This is a genomic window from Curtobacterium sp. SP.BCp, assembly GCF_051903255.1.
Lineage (GTDB): Bacteria > Actinomycetota > Actinomycetes > Actinomycetales > Microbacteriaceae > Curtobacterium.
In genome coordinates this window covers 1,793,503-1,813,148 of sequence record NZ_CP194338.1, presented here as the reverse complement: position 1 = coordinate 1,813,148, position 19,646 = coordinate 1,793,503, and the positions used below count along the sequence as shown (strand labels likewise).

The window sequence follows — 19,646 nt, the reverse complement described above, 5'->3', positions numbered from 1 at the left end:
CGTCACCCCCTGCCCGTGATCGCCTGGACGGCGTCGCCGGTGAGCGACGACACCACGGAGGGCAGGGCCATCACGAGCGCCCCCGCGAACAGCACGGTGAGCCCGATCTTGATCGGGAAGCCCATCTGGAAGGCGTTGAGCGCCGGGGCGACCCGGGTGAGCAGCCCGAGTCCGACGTCGGCGAGGAAGAGCACGACGACGAGCGGCCCGGCGATCTGCAGCGTCGCGAGGAACATCTGCGTCAGGGCGTGCACGAGCACCCCGGCGAAGCCCCCGAGTGCGAAGCCGGCCGGGCTGCCGTCCGCGGCGACGAGCGGCACGGCGTCGAACGACCGGACGAGCCCGGCGACGATGAGCTGGTAGCCCCCCGAGGCGAACAGGAGCGCGAGCGCCGTCATCTGGAACAGCCGCGTGAACTGCGCACCGTTCACCTGCGACTGCGGGTCGAACGCCTGCGCGAGCGTGAATCCGCCGAACAGGTCGATGAGCGACCCCGCGGACTGCACGGCTGCGAACACGAGGTACACGAGGAAGCCCAGGGCGAGCCCGACCACGAGCTGCGTGACCAACGCGACGAGGAAGGCTCCGGTGTCGAGCGTCGCGTACCCGGCGGTCACCCGCGGAGCGACCCCGATGGCGAGGGCGATGCCGAGCGCGACCTTGACGGTGCCCGGGAACGCCTTGTACGCGAACGGCGGTGCGATGACGAAGAACGCCACGAGGCGCACGCCAGCGAGCATGGTCCCCTCGAGGCGCGCGGCGTCGATGCTGAGTTCCATCAGGCCGCCCCGAGCAGCTTCGGGATCATGTCGAACGCGGCGTGTGTGAACGCGATCATCTCCGAGATCATCCAGTTGCCGCAGACGACGAGCGCGATCGCGACCGCGACGGCCTTCGGGACGAACGACAGCGTGACCTCCTGGATCTGGGTCACCGACTGGAAGAGGGAGATCGCGAAGCCCACCACGAGCGAGGTCACGAGGACCGGGGCGGCGAGCTTGCCGGCGACGAGGAGCGCCTGGAGCACGAGGTCGAGGACGGCTTGCTGGTCCATCAGTGCACCACCTGGTACGACTCGATGAGCGACTTGATGATGAGTCCCCAGCCGTCGACGAGCACGAACAGCAGGATCTTGAACGGCAGCGAGATCATCACCGGCGGGAGCATCATCATGCCCATCGACATGAGCGCGGCGGAGACGACGAGGTCGATGACGAGGAACGGGATGAAGATGACGAACCCGATGATGAACGCGCTCCGCAGCTCGGAGATGATGAACGCCGGGATCACCGTCGTCATCGGCACGTCGGACAGGTCCTTCGGGTTCGCCTGACCGGCTGCGCGGGTGATGAGCGCGACGTCCTCCTCGCGCGTCTGGTGCAGCATGAAGGTCCGCAGCGGCTTCGTCCCGACCTCGACCGCCTGGTTGAAGTCGAGGTGTCCCGCGAGGTACGGCTGGAGCGCGTCGTCGTTGATGTGCCCGATGACCGGCGCCATCACGAACAGCGACAGGAAGAGGGCGAGGCCGGCGAGCACCTGGTTCGGCGGGATCGACTGGAGTGCGAGGGCGTTCCTGGTCATCGCGAGGACGACGAAGATCTTCGTGAACGACGTCATCATGAGCATGAGGGCCGGTGCGACGCTGAGCAGCGTGATGCCGATGAGCGTCACGACGGCCGAGGACGGCGTGCCGTCCGGGCCGTTCACGCTGACGCTGAAGTCGCCCGTCGCGGGCGGGGTCGGGGTCGCCGGCGCGGTCGGCTGGACGACGGCGGCGTGCGCGCCGGATGCGGTGAGCAGGAGGAAGCCGGCGACCATCGCCAGCCCGAGGAGGACGAGGGCGATCAGTCGACCGGACCGCAGGGCGGTCACCCGGCTCGCCGGTTCTTCAGGGCCGCGGCGGCCTGCCGCCAGGTGTCCGCGGACAGGATCGAGCCCTGCAGCTGCGCGGCGGTCGGGACCACGGCGCGCTGCGGGCGCCGGTTGCGCGGGCGCATCGGCAGGTCGGCAGGGAGGCGCGGGTCGGCCCCGCCCTGCTGCTCGAGTTCACGACGGAACACGTCGGCCGACGGGGTCGGGGTCGTGTCCCGCCCTGTGGGCAGGACGACGGGTCCGGTGACGATGGTCAGTTCCGGAGCGGGCGCGGCACCGCTCGTGAGGAGCGACACCCCGTGCTCGGTGACCCCGAGCACGAGCCGCTCCCCCTCGACGTCGACGACGACCACGCTCGCCTTGCCGCCGATGCCCTGACGACCGACGACCTCGACCGACGCGGCACGGCGGCCGTGGGCCTTCCCGCCCACGAGCTTCTTCCGGCTGACGCGGTGCAGCACCCACATGAGGGCGAGCACCACGCCGAGCGAGAGCGCGACGCGGAGGACGATGATCGCGGTGTCCACGCTCAGACCGTCTCGGCGACGTCGAGGATCTTCGTGATGCGCACGGCGTAGTCCTGGTCGACGACGACGACCTCGCCGTGCGCGATGAGGCGGCCGTTCAGCAGGACGTCGGCGGGCGCGCCGGCGCTGCGGTCGAGCTCGACGACGGCGCCGGGCTCCATGCCGAGGACGTCGCGGACGGACATCCGCGTGCGGCCGATCTCGACGGTGAGGGTCATCTCGACGTTGTTGATCCGGCCGAGGTTCCCGACCGGCGCCGTGGCGGTGGGCACGTGCGACGCCGACACGGTGCCGTTCTCGCGCACCCGGATGCCGAACCAACCACCGGGCACGCCACCAGCGGTCAGCTCGAACACGGCGGTCTCGGGGTCCGCGAGGAGCGCTGCGCCGGACTCGAGCCGCGCGTCGCCGAGCACCCCGATGCCGAGGACCGACGCCGCCGCCTCGAGCGAGGGGCGCAACACGTCGGTGACGTCGACGATCCCGTGCTCGGTACCACCCGCCGCCGTGACGGCCGCGAGGTCGGTGAGGACGAGCACGAGATCGGCCGACAGGCCGCCGACGAAGGACGCGACCACCCCGGTGGCCGCCGCTTCGAGCGCGGCCGGTGTCGCGCCTCCCGGCTGTGCCACCGCGCTGAGCGGCGCCGCCGTCGGCAGGGCGACCACGAGGGCGTCGGCTGCGGTGGCGTGGAGGGTGGTGGTGGCGGTCATGCGGAGGGCTCCGTAGCTGCGGTGGTTGTGACGACGATGCCGGCGAGGCGCGACCCGTTCGCGCCGACGGCCGCGGTGCCGACGGGTTCGCCGTCGACCGCGATGGTGAGGGGGCGGTGCTGCGGGTGCGGCAGCGGCAGGACGTCGCCGACGGCGAGGCCGAGGACCTGTGCCGGCAGCACCGTCGCCGGCGCGAAGCGCAGCGCGACGCCGACCGGCACGTTCGCCAGCTGTTCGTCGAGCAGGTGGCGGGCCTCGGCGGCGGAGACGTGCGCCGCGGTCTCGCCGAGCTGCGGCAGGACCGCCTCGGCCGGGAGCGCGAGCGTCCCCGGCGCGACGCGGTCGCCGACGCGGATCTCGAAGGAGGCGACGATCATCAGGTCGCCCTTCTGTGCGGCCTGGGCGAACTGCGAGTTGAACTGGAACCCACCGGCGGTCACGTCGTGGACGAGGAGCCCGCCGAACGAGTAGCGGAGGTCGTCGAGGGCGTCCTCGACGATCTTGCGGACGAGTGCCTGCTCGATCGGGGTGAACGTGCGTTCGGGCGTCGGGAGCGGCTTGGACGCGCCGAGGGCGTGCGACACCCAGGTCAGCGCGGCGTCGAGCGGGACCTGGAGCACGCCCTTCGGCACCACGTCGGCGATCGGGAGCAGGACCATGCCGGTGAGCGCGGGCAGCGATGCGGCGTACTCGTCGTAGGTCTTCATCTGGACCGACTCGCACGTGACCTGGCTGACGGCGCGCACCTTCGCGGTGAGCTGGGTGCCCCACTGCCGGGCGAAGGTCTCGAAGGCGAGCTCGAGCACCCGCGCGTGCTCCCGGGCGAGGGTGGACGGGCGGGCGAAGTCGTACACGTCGACGGGTGCGTCGGCGGACGGGCCCGTCGCCGCGTCGGTCCGCGCGGGCACGCCGGACGCCGACGGCGGTGCTGCGGCGGTCTCGATCACGGGTGCGTCTATCGGTCCGCTGTGGACCACCCGTCAGCGCTGTGCCCCCTTCTGGGGCAGCGGCGTCGTCGCCGCCCGGTCTGCGCGCTACCCGTGCGTCACGCCCTTCGCGGTGTCCTGGGCCGCGGCGAGGGCGGGCATCAGCGCGCTGACGTCCTGGTCCTGGTTCGACAGCACCACGATGTCGACCCGCCGGTTCAGGGTGAGCGCCTGGTCGGAGTCGCCCTCCGCGAGCGGCCGGCTCGACCCGAAGCCGACGCTCTGCACGTGGGCCGCCGGCATCCCGCCCCGCTCGACGAGGTCCCGCAGCACCCCGGTGGCCCGCGCGGCGCTGAGTTCCCAGTTCGTGGCGTAGGGCGCCGTCGAGTTCCGCTGGTCGGCGTGGCCCTCGACGCTGACGTCGTGGTCGCTCGTCTTGAGCACCGGCGCGATCGCGTCCATGATCCGCTTCGCCTGGTCGGAGAGGTCGGCGCTGTTCGTGGCGAAGTAGGTCTCGCTGCCGACGAGCCGCACGGTGAGTCCGCGGGCGTCGACCGTGAACTGCACGTTCGCGGTCTGGCCCGCTTTCCGCAGGTTCGCCTTGATCGCGCGCTCGATGCCCTGGAGGTCGTCGAGCTCCTGCTTCGCGGCGTCGACGTCGGCCTTCGACGCCGTCTTCGGCACCGCGGTGCTCGTCGGGTCGGCCGTCGCCGTGCCAGGACCGGCCTCGGCGTTGCTGCCCGCGTCGCCGCTCGACGCGCTCGAGTGGTCCGCTTGGGACTTGTCGATCGAGTACCCGGAGCCGTCCTGCACCTGGTCCTTCGTGACGACGGTGCCGGACGCCGTGTCGACCTTCTGCGACTTCACCTCGCCGAACCCGGTCGCGAGCGAGTTCTTCAGGGCGATGTACTTCTGCTGGTCGACCGTCGACATGGCGAAGAGCACGAGGAACATGCACATCAGGACGGTGATCATGTCCATGTAGGACGCCATCCACCGCTCGTCGGGGTGCTCGGCCTCGTCGTGGCCCTTCTTCGCCCGACCACGGCCACGACCCCGGGGGTTGCCGCTCATCGTCAGGCCGCCAGCTGCTGGTCGTCGTCCGCCGCGGTCCGCTTCTTCGCCGACTTCGCGTCCGCGATCCGCGCGGCGGGCGGGACCATGGCCTTGAGGCGCTCACCGAGGAGGCGCGGCTGGCTGCCGGCCTGCACCGCGAGCAGTCCCTCCATGAGGAGCGTCTGCCGGTCGGACTCGAGCTGCGCCAGCTTGCGGAGCTTGCCGCCGATCGGCAGCCAGAGGAAGTTCGCGGTCAGGAGGCCCCACAGGGTCGCGACGAACGCACTGGCGATGAGCGGGCCGAGCTCGTCCGGCTTGCCGAGGTTCGCGAGCACGTGCGTCAGCGACACCACCGTGCCGATGATGCCGACGGTCGGGGCGAACCCGCCGAGCCCCATGAAGAAGGCGCTCGCGCTGCGCACGGGAGCGGCGTTCGACTCGATCTCGTCCTCGAGCAGGATCCGGAGCTCGTCGCCGTCGGTGCCGTCAGCGATGTTCTGCAGCGCCTTCTTCATGAACGGGTCGTCGTGCTTGTCGGCCTCCTGCTCGAGGGCGAGGAGCCCGTTCGCCCGTGCGGTCTCGGCGAGCCCGACCACGTCGTCGATGACGGACTGCGGCGGGGTGACCTTGCCCGTGAACGCCTTCGGGACGGCCTTGAACGAGGCGATCGCGTCCTTCAGCGTCGTGCTCGCGATGCCGCAGCCGATCGTGGCACCGAAGACGAGGAGCATCGGGGCCGGCAGGAAGAGTCCGGCGAGTTCGACGTGCTCCATCTCGACCATGCCGAAGAGCGCGCCGAACGCGATGAGGATGCCGATGATCGTCGCGATGTCCACGTCAGCGCCCCCCGTCGTGCGCGTGCAGCGGCGCCACCGGGGCGAGGGTGGGGACGGGGCCGGTCGCGTGGCGGTTCGCCTGCCCGTCGGTGCCGTACGCCATCCCGACGATGCGGGCGCGGTACGCGGCGATGAGGTCGATGACCTCCTCCATGGACTCCCGCACGATGTACTTCGCGCCGTCGACCATGATGAGGGTGGTGTCCGGCGTCTCCTGGATGCGCTCCACGAGGTCCGGGTTCACAGCGAAACCGCTGCCGTTGAGTCGTGTGACGACGATCATGGCCCGTCCTGGTTCTCGATCGTCCCGCCGCCGTCCGTGGGGCGGGATGCCGCCCTTCCGTGGGCGTGCACCGAGGGCTATCGGCGGAGCGGGCCGCGCCGTTAGCGAGCGGCCGACGGTCGGTAGGTTGGGTGCGTGATCACCGCGGCCGACCTGCTCGAGGGCCCGCGTGGCCGTCGGTTCCTCCTCGAACTCCTCCGCCAGTTCCTCGACGAGCGGTCCGGGCCCGGCGAGCACCTCCACCACGTGCTCTTCTGGGCCCGGTACCACCTCGAGGGCGCACGCGGGACTGCAGGGACCCTCTTCGGCCCCGGGGCCGACCGACCGGAACCCGCTCCGCGCGACCAGGAACTCGCCGACGCACTCCGCGCCGCCGTCGACGTCGCGGACCCGTCGTCCGTCCGACCGGTGCACGTGCTCCGCGCACTGGCCGACACGGCCGCCGCCGCCCGGTACTGGCAGGAACCCGACGGCGAGGACGTCCTGCTGGCCCGCGCAGGCCTGGGCCCGGAGCTCGCACGGCTGGCGCGCGCGTGGGCCGGGGCTCCCGCTGTCGACGCGGTGGTCGCACCGAGCGATCCGGCCGCACCGTGGAGCACCGTGTTCGACGGCGACCACGGCCCGGAACCGCTCCGCTCGACCGCGCCCGGCGACGCCGCACGTGCGTTACGGGACTGGCGTCGAGCACTGCAGGCCGAGGTCGACGCCGTCGGGTGGCGAGACCGACGACGACGCGTCGACGCGCGCTACGGCGGCGAGTGGTGGTCGACCCCGCCGTCCGGGCTCCTCGTGACGACCCCGTCCGTCCCGTCGCACGGGCCCCTCGGGGTGTGGGCGGTCGAGGACGACATGGGCTGGGAGCGGGCGACCGTCACCCCGGTCGTCCCGAGGGAAGGCGCGCGCGTGCTCGTCCTCGACGACGCGGACGACTGGGCAGCGCTCTGTCGCCGTTGGCCGATCGACGTCAGCTGGACCACTCGACGGCACGACTGGTACCGAACGACCGGCCGCGACGGCCGGTGGGTCACGCCCGACTGGGAGGGCGTCGCCGAGGCGAACGACGCGGTGCACCTCAGCGTGCGGTGCTGGCTGCGTGCAGCGGGCACGGCGATCCCGGTCAGCGCCGACGCCGCGAGCGTGATCGCCGGGTGGACGCCGGGGAGCACCGTCTGGCTCCGCGATCCGGTGCCCCCGGCCGACGTGCCACGGGCTGTCGACCTGGTGTTCGACAACGACCGACTGCAGTGGCACCGGAGCGACTGACTTCTCACAGACGGTGTATTCCCGACCCGTTCCTGAGAGTTCGGGCGCGGATGTCACCCGATTTATCTCACGAGCGTGTTAGCGTGCCCCTCATGACCGACACCACCCTCGTCGCTCCCCAGACCACCGCAGCACCCCTCCGCGAGGTCGGCGCGCTGATCCGCGGTGCCCGCAAGGGCCGCGGCATGACCCAGGCGCAGCTCGCCGAACGCGTCGGCACGAGCCAGAGCGCGATCAACCGCATCGAGCAGGGCGGCCAGAATCTCAGCCTCGAGATGCTCACCCGGATCAGTGACGCCCTCGACCAGCAGATCGTGTCGATCGGCGGCGCCCCGCAGCGCGCGCACCTCCGCGTCCAGGGCGGACGGAAGCTCAGCGGGTCGATCGCGGTCAACTCGTCGAAGAACGCCGCCGTCGCGCTCCTCTGTGCCTCGCTCCTCAACCGCGGAGTCACGCGCCTGCACAAGGTCGCGCGCATCGTCGAGGTCGACCGGATCATCGACGTCCTCCGCAGCCTCGGCGCGAGCGTCACGTGGTCGGAGGACGGCGAGGTGCTCGAGATCGTCGCCCCGTCGGACCTCCGCCTCGACGCGATCGACGCCGACGCCGCCCGCCGCACCCGCAGCGTGCTCATGTTCCTCGGCCCGCTGAGCGGTCGGTTCGACGCGTTCCGCCTGCCCTACGCCGGCGGCTGCGACCTCGGCACGCGCACGGTCGAGCCGCACCTCATCGCGCTCCGCCCGTTCGGGGTCGACGTCGAGGCCACGAACGGCTGGTACGAGGTCGACGTGGCGAACAAGGACGTCCCGACGAAGTCCATCGTGCTCACCGAGCGCGGCGACACCGTGACCGAGAACGCGATCCTCGCCGCCGCTGCCCGCGACGGCGTGACGACGATCCGCAACGCCAGCCCGAACTACATGGTGCAGGACCTCTGCTTCTTCCTCGAGCTCCTGGGCGTGCAGGTCGAGGGCATCGGCACGACCACGCTCCGCATCACCGGCCGCAGCGTCATCGACGAGGTCGTGGACTACTGGCCGAGCGAGGACCCGGTCGAGGCGATGAGCCTCCTCACCGCGGGCATCGTCACCGGGTCCACGCTCACCGTGACGCGCGCGCCGATCGAGTTCCTCGAGATCGAGCTCGCGACCCTCGCCGAGATGGGCCTCCGCTTCGACGTCTCCGAGGAGTACGACGCCGCGAACGGTCGCACCCGACTCGTCGACATCACGGTGCACCCGTCCGAGCTGCACGCCCCGATCGACAAGATCCACGCGATGCCGTTCCCGGGGCTCAACATCGACAACCTGCCCTTCTTCGTCGTCATCGCGGCCTGCGCGAACGGCACGACGCTCGTCCACGACTGGGTGTACGAGGGCCGGGCGATCCACCTGCTCGACCTCACCCGGCTCGGCGCGAACGTCACGCTGCGCGACCCGCACCGCCTCGACGTCACGGGGCCGACGCACTTCTCCGGCGCCGAGGTCAGCTGCCCGCCGGCGCTCCGCCCCGCGGTCGTGATCCTGCTCGCCATGCTCGCCGCGAAGGGCGAGAGCGTCCTCCGCAACGTCGGCATCATCGCCCGCGGCTACGAGGGCCTGCAGGAGCGGCTCAACTCGCTCGGCGCGTCGATCGAGACGTTCCACGACTGAGCCGCGTGGGCTGCGGTCGCCGACGTGACCGGATGACGGACGGGAGGCACGGTGCCAGCTGGCACGGTGCCTCCCGTCCGTCGTCAGCCGCGTCCGACGAACGGCATGGCCGTCGGCATGATCGTGAGGGCCGGCACGTTCGTGCCGGCCGGCAGGCCCGCCATGTACGCGACCGCGCGACCGGTCTCCGCGACGTCCATCGTCGGTTCGCTGCGGGTGGAGCCGTCGGCCTGGAGGGTGCCGGACGCTGCGCCGGACCCCATCGACGTGGCGGCGTTGCCGATGTCGATCTGCCCGCACGCGATGCCGAACGGGCGGCCGTCGAGCTGGAGCTGCTTCGTCAGCCCGGCGATGCCGTGCTTCGCGACCGTGTACGGTGCGGACAGCGGCCGCGGTGCGTGCGCGGAGATCGACCCGTTGTTGATGATCCGACCGCCCTGCGGGGTCTGCGTCCGCATCACCCGGAACGCCTCGCGGGCGCAGAGGAACGCGCCGGTGAGGGTCACCGACAGGACCGAGGACCACGTGTCGAGCGTCAGTTCGTCGAACGGCGTCGCTGGCGCGCCGGTGCCGGCGTTGTTGAACAGCAGGTCGACGCGGCCGAAGCGGTCCACGGTCTCGTCGAACAGTCGTCGCACGTCGGCCTCCACCGACACGTCGGCGACCACGGGGACGATGCGCGACGACTGCGCGGCGACCTCCGCGAGCGGCTCGGGCCGGCGTCCGGCGACCACGACCGTCCAGCCGTCGGCGGCCAGCGCCAGGGCTGCTGCTCGGCCGATCCCGCTCCCGCCCCCGGTGACGATCGCGGTGCGCTCGGGGCGGTCGGTGGTGGCGTCGTCGCTCATGCCCGCACGCTACCGCGCCGCCGTCACTTGATCGCACCCTTGGCGATGTCGCCGATGAACTGCCGGGCGCCGATGAGGAACACCACGAGCAGGGGCAGCACCGAGAGCAGCGCCCCGGCCATCACCATGCTGTAGTTGTTCGCGAACGTGGTGTTGAGCTGCGCCATCGCCACCTGCAGCGTGAGGTGGTTCGGGTCGTTCAGGACGATGAGCGGCCACAGGTAGTCGTTCCACGAGCCGATGAACGTGAAGATCCCGAGGAAGCCCAGGCCCGGCCGGATCAGCGGGATGCACACGGTCCACCACTGCCGGAAGAACCCCGCGCCGTCGATGACCGCGGCGTCCATCAGCTCGTCGGGGATGCTCGACAGGATGTACTGCCGGAGCCAGAAGATGCCGAACGCGTTCGCGGCGGCAGGGACGATGAGGGCCTGCAGGTGCCCGACCCAGCCGAGGTTGGTCATGGTGATGAACTGCGGGATGATCGAGAGCTGCATCGGGAGCATGAAGGTCACGAGCACGATCGTGAACAGGGTCTTCCGCAGCGGGAAGTCGAACTTCGCGAACGTGAACGCGGCGAGCGAGTCGAAGAAGAGCACGAGCACCGTGACGCTCACGGACACGATCACCGTGTTGAGCAGCGCCCCGCCGAAGTCGATCTTGTCGAACACCTCGCCGATGTTCTGGAACAGCCAGGGCCCGGGGACGAACACCGGCGGCGACTTGTAGATGTCGCTCGTGGTGTTGCTGGCCATCACGAACAGCCAGTACAGCGGGAAGATCGAGACCACGGCACCGATCGTGAGCAGCGTGTAGAGCACGACGCGCGAGGCACCGGGGCCGCGGCGGCGGCGCCGCGTGACCGTCGTGCGGCTCGGGGTCTGGGCGGACGTCGTCGGTCGGGTCAGGACGGTCATGCGCGTGCCTCTTCCTTGCGACCGGCCGTGAAGCGCCAGCTGATGATCGTGAAGACGACCACGATGAGGAACACGCCCCACGCGATGGCCGCGCCGTACCCGAAGCGGTTGAAGCCGAAGGCCTGCTGGTAGAAGTACAGGACCATCGTCAGGCCGCCCTGGCCCGCGCCGCCGCTGTTCGTCGAGCCGGCCGTCGTGGTGAGGACCTGCGCCTCGGTGAAGCTCTGCAGGCCCGTGATGGTGCTGACGACGAGGACGAAGATCACCGTGGGCCGCAGGAGCGGCAGCGTGATCGAGAAGAAGCTGCGGAAGGCCCCGGCACCGTCGATCTTCGCGGCCTCGTAGACCTCGCCGCCGATGGACTGCATGCCGGCGAGGAAGATGATCGCGTTGTACCCGGTCCACTGGTACGTGATGAGGAGCGAGACGGTGACCTGGATGCCGAACGGGGTGCTCAGCCACGGCACCGCCGGGAGCCCGATGGCGTGCAGCAGCGTGTTGGCGAGCCCGAAGTTCTGCCCGAAGATCGAGCCGAAGAGCACGGCCATCGCCACGACCGACGTGATGTTCGGGATGAAGTAGGCGATGCGGAACGCGGTGCTGTAGCGGACCGCCGAGTTGAGCATCGCGGCGATGACGATCGCGATGACGAGCATCGGGAAGGTCGACAGCGCGAAGATGACGAAGGTGTTCCGGATGGAGAGGTAGAACGTCGGGTCGGTGAAGAGCTTCTGGAAGTTCTCGAGACCGACCCAGGTGGGGTCGCCCAGCCCGTTCCAGTCCTGGAACGAGAGCACGAGCGAGTACATCGTCGGGTAGAGCCCGAAGACGAGGAACAGGACGAAGAAGGGGGCGACCGCGAGGTACATCGGCCAGGTGCGGCGGATGCCCCGCCGGCGGGGCCGGGTCGTGGGACCCGGCCCCGCCAGCGACGGTGCGACGGACGTGGTCACTTCGCCGATTCCAGCGCCGACTTCGCGGCCTTCACGGCGTCGTTCCACGCCTGGTCCGGGTCCTTGCCGCCCTGCACGTTGGTCAGTTCGGTGAGGTACGGCGCCGACACCTGCGCGTCGTACGGGCTGGTGTACTTCGTGGGCATCGACTCGATCGACTTCTGGAAGACCGAGGCCGTGTCCTGTCCGCCGAAGAACGAGTCGCCCTTGGTGAGTGCCGATTCGTCGAGTGCCTTCGACGAGGACGGGAAGTTCCCGACCTGGCTGTAGGTGGTGGCCTGCGCGGACGGGGCGACGAGCGCCTCGATGACCTTCAGCGCGGCCTTCTTGTCGGACGTCGCCGAGGGGATGGTCAGGAACGAGCCACCCGCGTTGCCCGGACCGCCTGGCGTCGCGGTCACGCGCCACTTGCCGGAGGTGTCCGGCGCGGCGCTCTTGATGTCGCCGGCGTGCCAGGCGGCGCCGATGACGGTGGGGATCTTGCCCTGGTTGACGGCGGAGGCCCAGTCGGGGCTGCCGTCCTCGATGTTCGCGACGATGCCGGCCTTCTCGGCCGTGACCGCCCGCGCCCAGGCCTGCTTGACCGTGGCGTCGTCGCCGGTGAACTTCCCGGACTTGTTCACGAATCCGCTGTCGGCCTGCGCCATCGACCAGCTGAACACGTCACCCATCGACACCTCGAGCGAGGCGCCCGTCTTCTCCTTGAGCTCCTTGCCGAAGGCGAAGTACTTGTCCCAGGTGCTCGTGGCGTCGGCGACGGCGGCGGGATCGCTCGGCAGGCCGGCCTTCGCGAGGACGTCCTCGCGGTAGAAGAGTGCCGAGGGTCCGATGTCCGTCGGGATGCCGATGAGCTTGCCGTCGGCGGTGGTGGCCTCGGCGAGCTTCCACTTCGGGAACTGCGCGAGGTACGACGCCGGCACCATCGACTTCAGGTCGGTGAAGAGGCTCGACTGCTGCAGGAAGTAGGGCATGTCCTCGCCCTTGACCCCGGTGATCGAGGGGATGTTGGTCTTGCCGGTGAAGGTCGTCACGAGCTTCTGCTTGAAGTCGCCGCCGATCACGTTCACCTGCAGCTTGTCCGACGCGAACTCCTTCTTCGCGCTCGAGACGACCGAGTCGCCGAGGGCGCCAGGCCAGAGCCAGGCGGTGAGCTTGCCGTCGGACGCGGACGAGCCGGCGGAGCAGCCGGTGAGGACGAGTGCCGCGGCGACCGCGGTGGCGAGGACCGCGGCGGTGCGGCGTCGCTTCGTGGGGGTGCGCATGGGTTCTCCTGTGGTCGGGTGGAAGGGAAGGGAGTTCGGGGACGGGGTGGTGCGGGTCTCAGCGGGGGCTGCCCGCCGGTCCGGCGGTCGCTGCCGGGAGGCCCGTGGTGACGAAGCCGTACCGGTCCGGTTCCGCGGCGGCCGGGTTGGCAGCGAGCCACGTGACGAGTTCGTCCCGTCGGGGCGCGGTGGACGCGCCGCCGGGTCGGGACACGGTGATCGCGGCGACGAGCGCCGCGAAGTCGATGCGTTCGCGCAGCGGGCGGTCCTCGAGCGACGCCACGGCGAGGGCCGCGCAGAACACGTCGCCGGCACCGGTGGCGTCGACGGCACACACCCGGACGGGCGGCGCGAGGACCTCTTCGCCGGTGGAGGAGTCCACGGCGACGACCCCGTCGCCGCCCATGGTGACGACGCTCAGTGGGACGCGTTCGGCGAGGACCCTGGCGGCGGTCCGCGCGTCGTCGGTGCGCGTGTACGCCATCGCCTCGCGGTCGTTCGGCGTGAACGCGTACGCGCCGTCGACGGTGTCGAGGAGCGCGGGGTCCCACGTGCCGGTGGCGTCCCACCCGACGTCGGCGAAGACGCGGAGCCCGCGGCTGCCGCTCGTGCGCACCCACTCGGCCGTCGTCTCGTCGACGTGCAGTGCCGCGACCCGTCCGCCGTGGGCCGGGAGCAGTGTCGGCAGGGCGACGGGCGACGGGGTCCCGCCGGTGACGATCGCGCGGTCGCCGTCGTAGCCCATGCAGGCGCTCACGGGGATCGTCCACCCGGGCACCCGGTGCAGGAGTGCGGTGCCGATGCCCTCACGGGCGAGCGCTGCTCGGCACAGCCCGCTGAGTTCGTCGTCGCCCACCGCGGCCACGACGTCCGTGGAGGCACCGAGGCGTGCGGCTGCGATCGCGAAGTTCGCGATGCCGCCGGGTGTCCAGGCGAAGTGCGGCGTCCAGTGCTCCTGCCCGAGCACGGGCCCCTGCGCCAGGTCGGCGAACACCGCGTCGAAGAAGAGCTGGCCGGCGACGAGCACGTCGGCATCGGTGCTCGAGGTCCGTCGGTCGTCCATCGCTGCTCCATCGGTCGGTGGGTGAGCATTTTCTAGCACAGATCGATCGATTCCACGCAACGTTTTGTTTGAAAACAATTGCATGTTGAGCGAAGTTGATCGCTATGCTGACCGACGTGAAGGACATCCGCGATCTCGCCATCCTCGACCACCTCCGTGCCTCGCGCGCCGCCTCGGTCACCGACCTCGCCGCCGCGACCGGGTCGAGCGTCGCGACCATCCGTCGGGACCTCCAGCGGCTCGACGACGCCGGCCTCCTGCGGCGCACGCACGGCGGTGCCGTCCTTGCCGACGCGCACGAGGGCGACTCCCCGTTCCTCGAGGTCGAGACCGTGAACCGCGCCGCGAAGCGACGGATCGCCGAGGCGGCGGCGGCGTTGGTCGAGGACGGCCACACGGTGGTGCTCGACATCGGGACGACCGTGCTGCAACTCGCCGACCTGCTGCGGGGTCGGCCCATCACCGTCATCACCGCGAACATGGCCGTGTTCGAGCTGCTCAAGGACGACCCCGCCGTGCACCTCGTGCTGCTCCCCGGCGACTACGACCCCGTCTACCACTCGGTCTCGGGGCACCTGACCACCGACTCGCTCCGACTCATCCGCGCCGACCACGCCTTCCTCGGCGTCAGCGGGATCTCGGCGAGCGGCGACCTGCGCGACACCACGATCGCCCAGGTCCCCATCAAGCAGGCGATCGCCGATGCGTGCGACGAGGTCACCGTCCTCGCCGACAGCAGCAAGTTCCCGGGCACCGGGGCAGCACGGATCGACCTGCCGGCATCGATCGTGCGGATCGTCACCGACGACGAGCCGCCGGTCCCGGTCGCCGCCGCGTTCGCTGCGCACGGCGTGGAGGTCCTCGTCGCATGAAGCTCGTCATGATCGGCGGTGGCGGGTTCCGCACACCGCTCGTGTACTCCGCACTGCTCCGTGACCACGCCCCCGGCCGCGTCACCGCGGTCGCGCTCGTCGACGTCGACGCGGCGCGGCTGACGACCATGGCACGGATCCTGGCCGACCAGGCCGAGGGCGTCGCGGACGCCCCGACCGTCAGTGTGCACACCGACGTCGAGGAGGCGCTGCCGGGTGCGGACTTCGTGTTCTCGGCCATCCGGGTCGCCGGCATGGAGGGCCGTGCCACCGACGAACGCATCGGGCAGTCCCACGGCGTGATCGGGCAGGAGACCGTCGGCTTCGGGGGCATCTCCTACGCGCTCCGCACCCTGCCCACCGTCATGGCGCTCGCGGAGACCGTCAAGCGCCTCGCCCCGGACGCCTGGGTGATCAACTTCACCAACCCGGCCGGCGTCGTCACCGAGGCGATGTCCACGGTGCTCGGCGAGCGGGTCATCGGCATCTGCGACTCCCCCATCGGCCTCGCCCGCCGTGCCCTCGGCTCCATCGGTGTCGAGCACGGTCCCGACGTCGAGCTCGAGTACGCGGGCCTGAACCACCTCGGCTGGCTCACCGCCGTGCGGGTGGACGGGGTCGACCGACTGCCCGAGGTCCTCGCCGACGCCGGGCGCATCGAGTCCTTCGAGGAGGGCAAGCTCTTCGGTGCCGAGTGGATCCAGGCCCTCGGCGCGCTGCCGAACGAGTACCTGCACTACTACTCCTACCGGCGCGACGTCCTGCAGGCCGACCAGTACGCCCCGCACACCCGTGCCCGGTACCTCGTGGAGCAGCAGGACCGCTTCTGGGACGCCGCCGGGTCGTGCGACCACCCGTACCGTGCCTGGCAGGACAGCCGGAACGAGCGCGAGGCCAGCTACATGGCGACGAACCGCGACTCGGCCGGCATGGGCGAGCGCGACGTCGAGGACATGACCTCGGGCGGCTACGAGGACGTCGCCCTGTCGCTCATGCGCGGCATCGCGTACGACCAGCGCGCCCGGCTCATCCTCAACGTCCGGAACCGCGGCGCCCTCGCGGGTCTCGACGACGACGCCGTGGTCGAGGTCCCCTGCATCGTGGACGCCACCGGCGCGCACCCGATCCCGGGCGCCCGCGTGCCGGACTTCGGGCTCGGCACGGTCACCGCCGTCAAGTACGTGGAACGCCAGACGATCCAGGCGGCGCTGCACGCCGACCGCGCCGCGGCCCTCCGTGCCCTCGCACACCACCCACTGGTCGACTCGGTGCGCGTCGCGCGCGCCCTGCTGGACGACGCACGCACGTCGTTCCCGCACCTGTCGTACCTGTCCTGAGCCGCGCCTCCAGGTCGTCCCTGATCCGCGACCTGGAGGCGCACCTTCCCCCGGAGACCCAGCCATGCACCAGAACCAGAAGCTCGTGGAGGCGCGCGTCGAGCGCGTCCTGCACGAGCGCATCACCCCCGCCGTCCACCAGGCGCGCACCCCCGTGACGCTCGCCGCGTGGCAGGTGCCGGACGAGCCGGTCCCGGCGGCCGAGGCACTCGCTGCCGAGTACCGGCCGTTCGCGGTCGGCGACCCGTGGGGTCGCGCCTGGTCCACGTGGTGGTTCGAGGTCACCGGCACCGTCCCCGCCGAGTGGGCCGGGCGCACGGTCGAGCTCCTCGTCGACCCGGGGTTCCAGGGCGACTGGCCCGGCAACCAGGCCGAGGGGCTGCTGCACACGCCGGACGGCACGCCGATCAAGGGCATCCACCCACGCAACCACTACCTCCGCATCGCCGACGCGGCGCAGGGCGGTGAGCAGGTGCACCTGTTCCTCGAGGCCGCGGCGAACCCGGACATCCTGGTGAACGAGTTCGTCCCGACGAAGTACGGCTCGAAGAAGACCGCCCCCGAGACGCCGATCTACACCTTCCGCACCGCCGAACTCGCGGTCTTCGAGCCCGAGGTCTGGGCGCTGCGCTTCGACGTCGAGGTGCTGTTCCAGATGGTCAAGGAGCTGCCCGACACGGACCCGCGGCGGCACGAGGTGCTCCGCGACCTCGAGCGCGCGATGGACGTCCTCGCGCTCGACGACATCGTCGGGACCGCCGCCGCGGCCCGCGCCGAGCTCGCCGGAGCCCTCGCCAGCCCGGCGAACCCCTCCGCGCACCGCCTGAGCGGCATCGGGCACGCCCACATCGACAGCGCCTGGCTCTGGCCGATCCGGGAGACGAAGCGGAAGACCGGCCGGACCTTCTCGAACGTGCTCGCGCTCGCCGAGCAGTACCCCGAGTTCAAGTTCGCCGCCTCGAGCGCCCAGCAGTACGCGTGGGTCAAGGAGCGGTACCCGGCGGTGTTCGAGGGCATCAAGGCCGCGATCGCCCGCGGCCAGTGGATCGTCGTCGGCTCGCAGTGGATCGAACCGGACGGCAACCTCCCCGGCGGCGAGGCGATGGTCCGCCAGATCACCCAGGGCCTCCGGTTCTTCGCGGACGGGCTCGGCGTCGAGACGCACGGCATCTGGTTGCCGGACTCGTTCGGCTACACCGCCGCGTTCCCGCAGATCGCCAAGCTCGCCGGCCTCGAGTGGTTCCTCACGCAGAAGCTGTCGTGGAACCAGACGAACACGTTCCCGCACCACACGTTCTGGTGGGAGGGCATCGACGGCTCCCGGATCTTCACCCACTTCCCGCCGATCGACACGTACAACTCCACCCTCGAGGGCGAGGAGCTCCACCACGCCGTCCGCCAGTTCCGCGAGAAGGGCGCCGCGACCACGTCCCTCGTGCCCTTCGGCTACGGCGACGGCGGCGGTGGACCCATCCGGGAGATGCTCGAACGGCAGCGGCGCGTCGAGTCGCTCGAGGGCTCGCCCCGCGTCGAGATCGAGCACCCGGACGACTTCTTCGCCCGCGCACGCGAGGAGTACCCGGACGCCCCGACGTGGGTCGGCGAGCTGTACCTCGAACTGCACCGCGGCACGTTCACCTCGCACGCCCGCGAGAAGCGCGGCAACCGGAAGGCCGAGCACCTGCTGCGCGAGGCCGAGCTCTGGTGGACCGCCGCTGCCCTCCGCGGTGCCGACTACCCGTACGAGACGTTCGACCGGCTCTGGCAGTCCACCCTGCTCCAGCAGTTCCACGACATCCTGCCCGGCTCGTCGATCCAGTGGGTGCACGAGGAGAACGAGGACACCTACGCCCGGAACCACGCCGAGATCGAGGCGCTCATCACCGACGCACTGACACGCCTCGGCGCGGCCGGCGTCGTCGCGAACCCGGCGGACCACGACCGGCGGTCACTCGTGGTCGGGGCCGACGGCTCGGCGATCGGCGTCGTCGAGGCCCGCGCGCACGCCGTGTCCCCGCTCCGGGTCGTCCCTCCCGCACACCCCGTCACGGCCACGCAGGACACCGACGGCACGGTGCTCGACAACGGCCTGGTGCGCGTGCACGTCGATGCCGACGGACTCGTCGACTCGATCCGTGACGTCGCTCACGACCGCGAGCTCGTCCCCGCCGACCGCAGCGCCAACCTGCTGCACCTGCACGAGGACCTCCCGAACGCCTGGGACGCGTGGGACATCGACGCGCACTACCGGCACTCCGTCATCGAGCTCCGCGCCGCCGAGTCGGTCGAGCTCGCCACCGACGACGACCTGCGCGCGGTCGTGCGCGTCCGCCGGGTGTTCGGCTCGTCCGAGCTCGTCCAGACGATCGCCGTCCACGCCGACGACGTCCGGGTGCACCTCGGGGTCGAGGTCGAGTGGCGCGAGCGGGAGAAGCTGCTCAAGGCCGCGCTGCCGTTCGTCGTGCACGCGCAGCACCACAGCGCCGAGATCCAGTTCGGACACCTGCGCCGTCCGACGCACACGAACACCTCGTGGGACGACGCCCGCTTCGAGGTGATGGCGCACCGCTGGGTGCACGTCGAGGAGCCCGGGTACGGCATCGGCGTCACGAACGCCGGCACCTACGGGCACGACGTCACGCGACGCGTCGGCACGACCGGCGAGGTCGAGACCGAGGTCCGGCTGAGCCTGGTGCGCGGCGCCCAGTCGCCCGACCCGGAACAGGACCTCGGGCACCACGCGTTCGCGTACGCGGTGCACCCGGGCGCGACCATCGCGGACGTGGTCGCGAGCGGCTACGACCAGAACCTGCCACTGCGCGCGGTGCCCCTCCCCGAGGGGTCGGCGTCGTCGGATCCGGTCACCGCTCCGGTCGTGTCGTCGTCCGTCGGCGTCCGGGTCGAGGCGGTCAAGCTCGCCGACGACCGCTCGGGCGACGTCGTCGTCCGGCTCTACGAGGCGCTGGGGGCGCGCACCGACACCGTGCTCGACCTGCGGATCGACGCCGAGTCCGTCGAGCAGGTCGACCTGCTCGAGCGCCCGATCGAGGATGCCGAGCGCACCGCCCGCCGCTTCGCGTGGGACGGGCGCGCAGTGACGCTCGGCCTGCGGCCGTTCCAGGTGGTGACGCTCCGGATCCGTCCGCGTCGCTGACGGCGGTCGTCAGGTCGCGTCGACGCGACGGACGGGAGGCACGGTGCGGGCCCGCACCGTGCCTCCCGTCCGTCGTCGGCGTCGGCCCGGCCGAGCATCGTCCTCCGACACC

At 71.1% G+C, this 19,646-nt stretch carries 19 protein-coding genes; 5 read left to right on the top strand and 14 right to left on the bottom strand.

Translation table 11 applies throughout. The features are described 5' to 3' along the window. Positions 1–2: 2 nt before the first annotated feature. The 9 genes from ACRQ4C_RS08750 to ACRQ4C_RS08710 form a co-directional block, all read right to left on the bottom strand. A complete protein-coding gene (locus ACRQ4C_RS08750; RefSeq protein WP_290131814.1) occupies positions 3–779 on the bottom strand; it encodes a flagellar biosynthetic protein FliR in 777 nt (258 codons plus the stop codon). After that, positions 779–1,054, bottom strand: a complete 276-nt coding sequence (gene fliQ / locus ACRQ4C_RS08745) for a flagellar biosynthesis protein FliQ (RefSeq protein ID WP_058726005.1) — start codon at positions 1,052–1,054, stop codon at positions 779–781. The genes ACRQ4C_RS08750 and fliQ overlap by 1 nt, the downstream gene beginning before the upstream one ends. Beyond that, the gene (gene fliP / locus ACRQ4C_RS08740; protein WP_290134245.1) at positions 1,054–1,818 is read right to left on the bottom strand and encodes a flagellar type III secretion system pore protein FliP; all 765 of its coding nucleotides are present in this window, start codon (positions 1,816–1,818) and stop codon (positions 1,054–1,056) included. The genes fliQ and fliP overlap by 1 nt, the downstream gene beginning before the upstream one ends. A 50-nt stretch (positions 1,819–1,868) precedes the next feature. Next, complete coding sequence (locus ACRQ4C_RS08735) at positions 1,869–2,399, bottom strand: FliO/MopB family protein (protein ID WP_439690855.1); 531 nt, start codon at positions 2,397–2,399, stop codon at positions 1,869–1,871. A gap of 2 nt (positions 2,400–2,401) precedes the next feature. Then, on the bottom strand, positions 2,402–3,112 hold the full coding sequence (fliN, locus tag ACRQ4C_RS08730) for a flagellar motor switch protein FliN (RefSeq protein WP_290131816.1): 711 nt from the start codon (positions 3,110–3,112) through the stop codon (positions 2,402–2,404). Further along, a complete protein-coding gene (locus ACRQ4C_RS08725; protein ID WP_439690854.1) occupies positions 3,109–4,059 on the bottom strand; it encodes a flagellar motor switch protein FliM in 951 nt (316 codons plus the stop codon). The genes fliN and ACRQ4C_RS08725 overlap by 4 nt, the downstream gene beginning before the upstream one ends. Before the next feature lie 87 nt (positions 4,060–4,146). Continuing rightward, positions 4,147–5,112 carry an OmpA/MotB family protein gene (locus ACRQ4C_RS08720; protein ID WP_439690853.1) on the bottom strand — a complete coding sequence of 322 codons (966 nt, stop codon included), beginning with the start codon at positions 5,110–5,112 and terminating at the stop codon, positions 4,147–4,149. Positions 5,113–5,114: 2 nt separating this feature from the next. Beyond that, positions 5,115–5,930: a motility protein A gene (locus tag ACRQ4C_RS08715; protein WP_290131819.1), complete on the bottom strand. Its 816-nt coding sequence runs from the start codon at positions 5,928–5,930 to the stop codon at positions 5,115–5,117. Position 5,931: 1 nt separating this feature from the next. After that, positions 5,932–6,213 carry a flagellar FlbD family protein gene (locus ACRQ4C_RS08710; RefSeq protein WP_400413968.1) on the bottom strand — a complete coding sequence of 94 codons (282 nt, stop codon included), beginning with the start codon at positions 6,211–6,213 and terminating at the stop codon, positions 5,932–5,934. A gap of 135 nt (positions 6,214–6,348) precedes the next feature. On the opposite strand from ACRQ4C_RS08710, the gene ACRQ4C_RS08705 reads away from it, so the two are divergent. Both ACRQ4C_RS08705 and ACRQ4C_RS08700 read left to right on the top strand, forming a co-directional pair. Beyond that, the gene (locus ACRQ4C_RS08705; RefSeq protein WP_439690852.1) at positions 6,349–7,476 is read left to right on the top strand and encodes a hypothetical protein; all 1,128 of its coding nucleotides are present in this window, start codon (positions 6,349–6,351) and stop codon (positions 7,474–7,476) included. Between the two features lie 92 nt (positions 7,477–7,568). Beyond that, positions 7,569–9,128 carry a helix-turn-helix domain-containing protein gene (locus tag ACRQ4C_RS08700; protein WP_290131826.1) on the top strand — a complete coding sequence of 520 codons (1,560 nt, stop codon included), beginning with the start codon at positions 7,569–7,571 and terminating at the stop codon, positions 9,126–9,128. Positions 9,129–9,211: 83 nt separating this feature from the next. Here ACRQ4C_RS08700 and ACRQ4C_RS08695 read toward each other — a convergent pair whose 3' ends face one another. The 5 genes from ACRQ4C_RS08695 to ACRQ4C_RS08675 are packed head-to-tail and all read right to left on the bottom strand — an operon-like array spanning position 9,212 to position 14,171. Continuing rightward, on the bottom strand, positions 9,212–9,976 hold the full coding sequence (locus tag ACRQ4C_RS08695; RefSeq protein ID WP_290131827.1) for an SDR family oxidoreductase: 765 nt from the start codon (positions 9,974–9,976) through the stop codon (positions 9,212–9,214). A 23-nt stretch (positions 9,977–9,999) separates the two neighbouring features. Then, the gene (locus tag ACRQ4C_RS08690) at positions 10,000–10,893 is read right to left on the bottom strand and encodes a carbohydrate ABC transporter permease (protein ID WP_439690851.1); all 894 of its coding nucleotides are present in this window, start codon (positions 10,891–10,893) and stop codon (positions 10,000–10,002) included. After that, entirely contained in the window at positions 10,890–11,846 is a 957-nt protein-coding gene (locus ACRQ4C_RS08685; protein ID WP_439690850.1) for a carbohydrate ABC transporter permease, read from the bottom strand. The genes ACRQ4C_RS08690 and ACRQ4C_RS08685 overlap by 4 nt, the downstream gene beginning before the upstream one ends. Next, positions 11,843–13,108 (bottom strand): ABC transporter substrate-binding protein, encoded by a 1,266-nt coding sequence (locus ACRQ4C_RS08680; RefSeq protein WP_439690849.1) that lies wholly within the window; start codon positions 13,106–13,108, stop codon positions 11,843–11,845. Before ACRQ4C_RS08680 ends, ACRQ4C_RS08685 begins: the two co-directional genes overlap by 4 nt. A gap of 58 nt (positions 13,109–13,166) precedes the next feature. After that, entirely contained in the window at positions 13,167–14,171 is a 1,005-nt protein-coding gene (locus ACRQ4C_RS08675) for a carbohydrate kinase family protein (RefSeq protein ID WP_439690848.1), read from the bottom strand. A 116-nt stretch (positions 14,172–14,287) separates the two neighbouring features. Here ACRQ4C_RS08675 and ACRQ4C_RS08670 point away from each other — a divergent pair, with 116 nt between their 5' ends. The 3 genes from ACRQ4C_RS08670 to ACRQ4C_RS08660 all read left to right on the top strand — a co-directional run bounded on the left by ACRQ4C_RS08670 (position 14,288) and on the right by ACRQ4C_RS08660 (position 19,534). Then, entirely contained in the window at positions 14,288–15,043 is a 756-nt protein-coding gene (locus ACRQ4C_RS08670) for a DeoR/GlpR family DNA-binding transcription regulator (protein ID WP_290131832.1), read from the top strand. After that, positions 15,040–16,380: a 6-phospho-beta-glucosidase gene (locus tag ACRQ4C_RS08665; RefSeq protein WP_439690847.1), complete on the top strand. Its 1,341-nt coding sequence runs from the start codon at positions 15,040–15,042 to the stop codon at positions 16,378–16,380. The genes ACRQ4C_RS08670 and ACRQ4C_RS08665 overlap by 4 nt, the downstream gene beginning before the upstream one ends. A 64-nt stretch (positions 16,381–16,444) precedes the next feature. After that, positions 16,445–19,534: an alpha-mannosidase gene (locus ACRQ4C_RS08660; RefSeq protein ID WP_439690846.1), complete on the top strand. Its 3,090-nt coding sequence runs from the start codon at positions 16,445–16,447 to the stop codon at positions 19,532–19,534. Positions 19,535–19,646: the final 112 nt, after the last annotated feature.